General features: G+C 42.0%; 5 protein-coding genes. 4 read left to right on the top strand and 1 reads right to left on the bottom strand.

The window, feature by feature from the left end; translation table 11 throughout:
* Positions 1 to 218: 218 nt before the first annotated feature.
* The 3 genes from CIL02_RS10210 (at position 219) to CIL02_RS10200 (ending at position 5,719) form a co-directional block, all read left to right on the top strand.
* Positions 219 to 3,368, top strand: coding sequence for a TonB-dependent receptor (locus CIL02_RS10210; RefSeq protein ID WP_094401447.1), 3,150 nt, complete (start codon positions 219 to 221; stop codon positions 3,366 to 3,368).
* Between the two features lie 29 nt (positions 3,369 to 3,397).
* A complete protein-coding gene (locus CIL02_RS10205) occupies positions 3,398 to 4,891 on the top strand; it encodes a RagB/SusD family nutrient uptake outer membrane protein (protein ID WP_094401445.1) in 1,494 nt (497 codons plus the stop codon).
* A gap of 90 nt (positions 4,892 to 4,981) precedes the next feature.
* Positions 4,982 to 5,719, top strand: a complete 738-nt coding sequence (locus tag CIL02_RS10200) for a hypothetical protein (RefSeq protein WP_094401443.1) — start codon at positions 4,982 to 4,984, stop codon at positions 5,717 to 5,719.
* Between the two features lie 579 nt (positions 5,720 to 6,298).
* Here CIL02_RS10200 and CIL02_RS10195 read toward each other — a convergent pair.
* Positions 6,299 to 7,651, bottom strand: a complete 1,353-nt coding sequence (locus CIL02_RS10195; protein WP_094401441.1) for an ATP-binding protein — start codon at positions 7,649 to 7,651, stop codon at positions 6,299 to 6,301.
* A gap of 481 nt (positions 7,652 to 8,132) precedes the next feature.
* Between CIL02_RS10195 and CIL02_RS10190 the strand changes: the two genes are divergently transcribed.
* On the top strand, positions 8,133 to 9,344 hold the full coding sequence (locus tag CIL02_RS10190; RefSeq protein ID WP_094401439.1) for an ATP-binding protein: 1,212 nt from the start codon (positions 8,133 to 8,135) through the stop codon (positions 9,342 to 9,344).
* Positions 9,345 to 9,770: the final 426 nt, after the last annotated feature.

Below are 9,770 nucleotides of genomic sequence, written 5' to 3'. Positions count from 1 at the left end.
ATATAGCTATAACATCGTCGCGTCGCTGTTTGCAATGGTAATTCTTATCTCTAAACTCTTTTCATTTGGAAAGATAATAAGTGTGATCTATATGTTTGTGATAGTATTTTAACCAAAAATAGCATTTTTACATAAAAATATTTTGTTATTAGATTTATTTAGTATAAATTTGCAGCTGGATTAAAATTAGATTAATATTTTATTAAGAGAGAGAATTTATGAAAAAGAGACTAACTATGCTTTTGGTCGGCTTGTTCGCCTGTGTGGGCGTATCGCTGGCCCAGACGCAGGTTAAGGGTACAGTCGTCTCCTATGATGACGGACAGCCCGTAATCGGCGCCACAGTAAGAGTTGTCGGTACCAATGAAGGTACTGTAACTGACATGAACGGTAAGTTCAGCATTACCTGCCCCAAAGGCAAGAACACGCTTAGCATTGCATACGTGGGCATGGAACCTATCGAGGTTAGCGCACGTGCAAATATGCGCATCATGCTGAAAAGTGACGAAAAAAAACTTGACGAGATTGTGGTTGTGGCATACGGAACCCAAAAGAAGAGTTCGTTTACAGGTGCTGCATCAACAGTAAAAACAGAAAATCTCGAAAAGCTGCAAGTTTCAACTCTGTCAAAAGCTCTTGAAGGAGCTGTTGCAGGTGTTCAGATAACATCATCAAGTGGAACGCCTGGTTCTGACGCAAAAATCCGTATCCGTGGTATTGGCTCTATTTCGAGCAGTCAGGAGCCACTTATTGTAGTTGATGGTGTGCCATACGAAGGCAGCCTTAACTCCATTCCGACTATGGATATCGAGAATGTAACCGTTCTGAAAGACGCAGCAGCAAACTCCATGTATGGTGCACGTGGCTCAAACGGTGTAATTATGATTACCACAAAAGGAAGCAAGAGCGGCAAAGTGAAGATTAACTTTGACGGACGTATCGGCTTCAACACCCGTGGCGTACCTGCTTACGACATAATTACCAATCCGGGAGAGTACTACGAAATGATGTATGAATCTTACCGTAACTCTCTGCTCGGTTCCATGTCAAGGGTTGATGCCAATGCATACGCAGCAAAGAACCTTATCAGCAAGAACTTGAAGTACAATATCTACAAAGGAATTGCCGATGATCAGATTATTGATCCTCTGACAGGAAAACTCAACCCTAACGCCAAAGATTTAAAATGGAACGATGACTGGTCCAAAGACCCATTTGAGAATGGTCTGCGTCAGGAATACAATGTGAACATCCAAGGTGGTAGCGACTATACTCAGGCATACGCCTCATTAGGATATTTGTCTGACGAAGGCTACATGACTGGTTCAAAGTTTGAACGTATTTCTGCAAGGGTTAAAGTAGACCAGAAGATAAATGACAATGTCAAGATTGGTGGAAACATAGCTTATTCAAATACCGTTCGAAGCAAATTTGCTGATGATGAGGACACTAACTATTCCAATATATTCATGTTCTCACAGCTGATTGCTCCAATCTACCCTATCTACATGTATGATGCAGAAGGTAACAGGATAAAGGACGAAAACGGCAGAGACCGATACGATTTTGGTACAGAGAACCAGCGTCCTTATGCTTCCGAGCAAAACCCGCTGGCTGTTGCAAAGGAGAATATAAATGAGATTTCTCGCGACAATATCAGTTCTCGCGGATATTTCCAGTGGAATTTCCTTAATGACTTTAAGTTTACTGCAAACATCGCCTACGATGTATTCAACACCAACGAAAACTATTTTGCCACTCCAATTGGAGGTGACGCAGCCAGCGTTGGTGGACGTGCATACAAGTACAGTACCCGCTATGGTGCCCTCAATGTCAACCAGCTTCTTGACTGGAACCATAATTTTGGAATGCATGGAGTACACATATTGCTTGGCCATGAAACTAAGAGTGACCAGGAAAAATACCTATATGCTCACATGACCGGTTTTGCAGACCCCAACAACAGCGAGTTCAGCAATGCCTCTACTTATCAGGATTTGGGCAGCTACACCAACGAATATGCCCTTGAGGGCTATTTCGCCAAAGGTGAATACGACTATCTTGACAGGTACTATTTCACTGCAAGCATACGCCGCGACGGTTCTTCCAAGTTCCATAAGGACAACCGTTGGGGTAGCTTCTGGGCTGTAGGCGCATCATGGCGTCTGTCAGAAGAGCCTTGGATGAAGAACATAGACTTTGTCAACAACCTAAAAGTTAAAATGAGCTATGGTACTCAGGGTAATGACAATATTCTTGACGGCAATGGCTACACTATTTGGAAAGCATATTCAGACCTATATGCCGTAAACCGTGTGAATAACCAAGCTGCATTTGAGAAAGTAATGCGTGGCAACCCCGACCTGACATGGGAGAAGAGCCAGAACTTCAATGCTGGATTTGAAGCAAGTCTTTTCGGCAGACTTAACGTAAACTTTGACTTCTTCATCAAGAAGACCAACGATATGATTTACGCCAGTCCTATCGCCATGTCAGAAGGTTCACCATCGTTTATCTATCGTAATGAGATGGACATGAAGAATACAGGTATTGAGCTTGAACTTAATGGTGACATCATAAAGAACAACACCATTAAATGGAACATGGCTCTAAACCTTACCCACTACAAGAACAAGCTGACAAAACTGCCAGCCTCCAAGCCAGCAAGCGAATATCCTGACGGCTATCAGGCTGGGTACTACTGGAGGAAGATTGGCGGTTCTCTCTATGACTGGTATCTTTATGAGTACGCAGGCGTAGACCCTGAAACAGGTTTACCCCAATACAACAAATACGTTGAGAATGAAGACGGAACAGAGACAAAGACCATTGTAAACACAGCATCGGAAGCATCTCTTCGTCAGACAGGAAAGTCGTCAATTCCTGACCTTACAGGTGGTATATCAACAACTGTAGAGGCATACGGATTCGACTTGTCTATTCAGACTGCATTCCAACTTGGTGGTTGGGTTCTGGATTCATACTATTCCGCATTGATGAACTCTGGCGACAAAGGAACAAACTTCCACAAAGACATGTTCAACCGATGGACGGAGAACAACACCAATACCAATATTCCAAAACTGAATTGGCAGGGTCAAGATGCATCTATTGATGGAGCGAGTGACTTCTTCCTCACCAAGGCTTCATACTTCAGCCTTCGCAACATCACTCTCGGCTATACCGTTCCAAATCATATCGTGAAACAACTGGGCATAGAAAGACTGCGCTTCTATATTACAGGTGACAACATCTGGTATTCATCAAAGCGCAAAGGTCTTGATACTCGCCAGAACTTCAGCGGTGCTACTGGTTACGTATACTCAGCTTTGAGCACATATTCGTTCGGTATTAATCTGTCATTCTAACAGAAACAAACAAATAAATTGACAAGAATATGAAAATAAGAAAATATATAGGAATCGGATTGGTTGCAACAGCCTTTCTAAGCTCTTGTAGCAGTGATTTCCTTGACACGGAATACACGTCAAATCTTGACCAAGAAGCAGCCATAAACGCAGGAAACAATGATCCTACAGCTTTCCTCAACGGAATGTGGTCATGGATGGTGAAATTCAACACTGACGGAGGTGAGTCACACGATGACTTCAGCTTTATGTCCGTACTGCATTCAACAGACATGATGAGCGAGGATATAGCTATGGCCGCATTCCACTGGTTCGGCTACGACTATGGTTTTGACAACAGAATGTACAACTATCGCCGCACACATGTGGACTGGAACACATTCTATTCGCTAATTGCCAAGGCTAATGAAATTATAGCCCTATATCCAGAAGGTGGCAATACAGACAAGGAGAAGGGCCTTATCGGACAGGCATACGCGGTTCGAGGCATGGCTTATTACTACCTTGTTCAGTTGTATCAGAATTGTGTGAAAGCTGATGGAACTATCAACAGCGACGCGCCTGCTGTGCCAATGAAGCTATTGGCCGTTGAAGGAGCTACAGAGGAGCAGATTGATGCTGCAATGGGTAGGAATACTGTTAAGGATTTGTTTAATCAAATAGAGTCTGACTACAGCAAAGCAATTGAGAATCTGCAAAACTACGCCCCAGAGAGCAAGAACGAGATAAGCCTTCAGGTTGCTCTGGGCCTTCAGGCACGCTACTATTTGCTCTCACAACAGTGGAGCAAAGCAGAAGCTTCGGCAAGGTCTGCACAGGTGGGATACACCATCATGGACGAGAAGGGGCTGCAAGACGGTTTCATGGATATAAGCAACAGCGAGTGGATGTGGGGATTTGACCATAATACAGAAACCCAAACCACCTATGCTTCTTTCTTCTCTATGATTTCGTCAATTGCACCAGGATATGCAGGACTTGGTTATAACACCAACCTGATTGACGCCCGCCTTTATGGTATGATGAACGATACAGATTTCAGAAAACAATATTGGTTCAATGGGCCCGATGGTAACAACAAGTACGATTCTTATGGTGCTACTCTTCCATACGCAAACACAAAGTTCGGTTCAGATGGCAACTGGACAATGGACTATGTTTATATGCGTGCAGCAGAAATGGTACTTATTGAAGCAGAGGCTCTTGCCCGTCAGGGAAAAAACACAGAAGCCGCAACTGCTTTAAAGAAACTTATGGCAAAGCGTGACCCATCATGGAACATGCCGTCTGTTAGCGCAGAAGATGTTGTTCTTCAACGCCGTATAGAACTTTGGGGCGAAGGCTTTGCATACTTTGACCTGAAGCGTCTGAACAAGGGTATCAACCGCAAATATGATGGAAACAACCACCTTGCAGGTTACGACATCATTGTTCCTGCCCAAGATCCGAAATGGACATACCAGATTCCATTGAAAGAGCTACAAGAAAACACTCATATCACAGATGCAGACCAAAACCCATAAAACATAAACATAATTATGAAACGTATTTATTTATCTATCATAGCTTGCTCTGCAATAATCCTCGGACTTTGTTGCAGCTGCAACGACACAATGGATGACAAGGATGAGGTTGAAAGCGGCTGGAGTCATCTTCCAAATCCTACAGCGACAGTATCCGTTACGGAAAGCACCTATTGTGACGCTTTGTTAAAAGTAACCATTAGTGAGCTTGACAATGTAATAGAGTATGGCGTTCAGTATTCTAAAGACAAAGATTTTGTCAATGGAAAATATGTAGCAGCCTCATCATCCGATGTAACAGAAACTGATATAAAAGTAACTGGTCTTGACGAAAAGACAACATATTACTTGCGCCCTTACGTCATTACCCGTTCCAACATCACCATCTTTGGTGAGCCATCAAGCCTAACAACCGCTGCTGCTCCAATATTTGCCCTTGAAGGTACATATACAGCAACTGATTTCAGCAGAGATGAAGACGGAAGTTTTGTAGATGGCGGCACTACTTACAAAGTAGAAATAGCTTTTGTTGCAGGTAGCAATACTGAAGTTAACATAATCAATCTCTGGGATGGTGGAGAGACTATTAGTGGTACTTACGATGCAGAAACAGGAATAATAACCGTTGGTCAAAATCAATTACTATATACAGACCCAACATATGGTGAGTGTTTCCTTAAGCCAGTAAACAATACCATTACCAACTATCAGCCTGAAATGAGTATGAAATTCGTATCATTGGGCGGTAGTTTGACGACAGGCTACTATTCAGTAGTATGCTCATTGGGCTCATTTGGATTCTTCTACACTACGATGACACATGATTAAACCATCTTCCTATATAGGAAAACAATAAGAATATGGTGCAGCCTCAACGCTTATGAGACTGCACTATTTCTTTTATGGATAGTATAGACTGTGACTGATAAAGATTAATCCTTTGGGATTAAGGCATTAAGGTCAATGTGAAAGTAACTTGTTGTAAATCTTACGTTTCATATTCAAAATACACCAAAACAAGATTATTTCACGTAATGTTTATACACCAAAACAAGATTATGGTACATAGCGTTTATACACCAAAACAAGATTATTGGTTGCAAAGATAGTGATATTGCCGTTTACCACCAAATTTCAGAAGCCCTTTTTTTGCCGTTTACCACCAAATATATTTCGTCAAAAAAACCATTATCCACTATATGCAGCTATTTGACTATCTGTAAAAGCAGTGGATGCTTGGTACCTCATGCCATTTGCGAGAATAAGCGCAAAAGTTTGGGCGATATTGATATATATATCGTATATTGCACGTGTAAACCAAGAAGAAGGAGAGGAGACTATGAAATATTATGGTGCAGCCCCTATTATTGAGGCTGCACCATATATTTTATTACCCGAATATCAATATCATAAGAGCGGAGTCATATATAGCGGTATGAATAAGGTTTTTCCTTCCACCCTCAGATCACCACTGTGGATGATGTATGGTGTATGCAGATAGGAGTCGAACTTTCTGCAGAATTTGTTTAGTGAAGAAGTGGTATATCTTTGAGTTGATTTCACTTCTACGGGACAAATGTTATGACGGTTTGTGACGCTTGCTTTTCTCACAAGAAAGTCTATCTCCATTGTTTCCTCACTGTTCTCCCTGTCGTTTTTGGAAAAATAATAAAGTTTCTTTCCAGAAGCTCTCAACATTTGCGCCACAAGGTTCTCCACCAGCATCCCCGAATTCATTTCGAGCTTGCCAAGTATAATTTTCTTATATACCTCTTGCATGCTACCGTCAGAATCGTCAAATGTATGCGAGACAAGTAACCCTGTATCAGCGAAATAGAGTTTGTAACGCGAATCATCACGATTGAGCTTAAGACCTATACTTGGTTCCGTTGCCGCATAGCATGTATTCACCACCCTGGCCTCATCAATCCAGAAGAATGCCTCGGCATAGTCTCTTGTTCTGGCACCTTTCTTCATCTGACCAATACGAAAGCGTTTTTCATGCTTCTGCAATTGTCCAGGAATCGCATCGAATATATTGGCTACCTTTGCGGCATCATTCCCTGCATATTGAAATATGTCATTGCGATAGAGCGACAGGATGTTGCGCTTCACATGATCAACTTCATCAAAGTCCTTGCTTCTGACGTATTCCTCCACAGCCTGTGGCATACCGCCGATAACCATATACATCCTCAACAGTTCCATCATTTTGCGATGTATTGCAGCTCCCATAGGCTTGCGTTCTTCAAGGCACTTGGCTGCCCAGGGCATAAGCATCTCTTCTCCCATAGCCCAGAGAAATTCCTCGAAGTCCATTGGGAACATGTCAATATGGTATTCTTCCGACGGAATGATTATGCCCTCGGTATTCTTTCTTATGCTGACTAAAGAACCTGTTTCTATATAATCGTATCTTCCGTCGGCTACCAGCCATTTTATGGCTTCTCTCGCCTTGGGATAACACTGAACTTCGTCGAAGATAATGAGTGACTGATGTTCATATAGCTTTATACCTGTCACCACCTGCAATCGCATGAAAAGACTGTCGGGAAAGGATAGGTCATGTTCGAAAATATCAATCATATCAGCAGTCATCTGACCGAAATTCACAAGTATATATGACTTGTATTCGTTCCGGCCGAATTCCTCAGCGATATAACTCTTGCCAACTCGACGTGCCCCATCAATCAACAAGGCTTCTTTTCTCGCCCTCTTTCGTTTCCATTCGAGTAACTTGTTGTAAATCTTACGTTTCATATTCAAAATACACCAAAACAAGATTATTGCACGTAATGTTTATACACCAAAACAAGATTATTGGTTGCAAAGATAGTGATATTGCCGTTTACCACCAAATTTCAGAAGCCCTTTTTTTGCCGTTTACCAACAAATATATTTCGTCAAAAAAACCATTATCCACTATATGCAGCTATTTGACTATCTGTAAAAGCAGTGGATGCTTGGTACCTCATGCCATATGCGAGAATAAGCGCAAAAGTTTGGGCGATACTGATATTTATCGTATTTTGCACATGTAAATCAAGAAGAAGGAGAGGAGACTATGAAATATTTGGTGCAGCCCCGAATGCCGAGGCTGCACCTTTTATAGCTATATTGATGTTTCCAAACATTAAATTTGTATAGTAATTAATGTTTGAAAACACTAAATCGATGTAATATTTGGTGTTTCCAAATATTATTTGTATCTTTACCCACGTAATATCTAATGCAACTGAAGATGAATGAATCAAGGATTGAGGAGATTATAAGGGTTTTCAATAGAAGACTGACGGCTACACCCACTGAATTTCATAGATACCTGTTCTATGAGATAGACTGGGAAGACAAACTTATTGGTATTAAGGGACCGCGAGGCTGTGGCAAGACAACTCTGTTGCTGCAACATATCAAACAGAGTTTCCATGGTCAAGAACTTGAGAAGGTGTTGTATGTCTCGCTCGACAATATATGGTTTGCAGACAATAAGATTCTTGACCTTGTGGATTTTCATTATAACCATGGCGGGACGCATATCTTCATAGATGAAATACATTACGAACCTAAATGGCAGACAATGCTGAAGAATATGTCGGATAATTATCCGGGGATGTACATCGTATATACGGGCTCTTCGATGCTTGAAATTGATGCCCATGAGGGAGATCTCTCGCGTAGGCAAGTGATGTATGAGATGAGGGGAATGTCGTTTAGGGAGTACTTGGAGTATGAGGGTGTAGTTAAACATGAAAGACTGACATTGGAGCAGTTAATGGACAATCATGTGGAAATAGCAATGGACATCTGTTCACGAACTAATGTGCTTGGGTGTTTCAACAAATATTTGCGCGAGGGATATTATCCGTTCTACAAGGCTGTCAGACAAGGGTTTGATTCAAGATTGTTGGCAACGGTGAACCAAGTGATTGAGAGTGACTATCCTCAGATTGACGATGTGACAGTTGCCACAATACGCAAGACGAAGAAAATGCTGATGGTTCTTTCGGAATGTGTTCCCCAGTTGCCGAATATGTCGCAGCTGTACCGTGAACTTGAAACCGACCGCAACAACGGGCTGAAGATGCTTAGGGCATTGGAGCGTGGCGGGCTACTTCTGCTACTTGGCAGTAAGGCAAAAAGCATCAACCAATTGTCGCGTCCCGACAAGATATACATCAACAATCCGACTCTGATGTATGCTCTTTCTCCACGTGCTGACATCGGAAGTGTGAGGGAAACTTTCTTCATGAACCAATTGTCGCAGTCTCACGAGCTGAGCTATCCCAAGGCTGGTGACTTCCTTGTTGACGGTAGATATTTGTTTGAAGTAGGAGGAAAGGGAAAAACTTTCAGTCAAATAAAAGATATTCCCGATAGTTATCTTGCAGTTGATGATACCGAAATAGGGCGTGGCGCGCGAATCCCGCTATGGTTGTTCGGTATGTTGTATTAATATCATACAAAATGTGCAGCCCCAATTGCCGAGGCTGCACATTTTATTATATAATGGAAATCCATTTAGCGTAATTACACAAACCGCTACTTCCTTTATTTCCTCCTCCTGCTGCTACCGATATCAAACAGCAAGGAGAATAGGGAGCTCCAATAAGTGCAGATAAGGCATTTACCAGCATTGCATCTACCACATCTACCACCCATCTACCACCACATCTACCACCACCTAAACAGTTAGAAAACAACACGTTATACAGTGCAGTGGTAGATGTGGTAGATAAAATAACCAAAAAACATAGGGGGAGACTGTCCGAAAACTATAGCCACGTAGGTTAGATTCGTTACCAGTCGTGTGATTTTGTTTGTTTTGTTATAGTTGTTTAACTCAGAATCGTCTTTATTCTCAAGTATTTTTCGTACCTTT

Origin of the sequence: Prevotella sp. P3-122 (assembly GCF_002251365.1) — a bacterium.
Classification (GTDB): domain Bacteria; phylum Bacteroidota; class Bacteroidia; order Bacteroidales; family Bacteroidaceae; genus Prevotella.
This window is presented reverse-complemented; position numbering and strand designations above follow the sequence as displayed.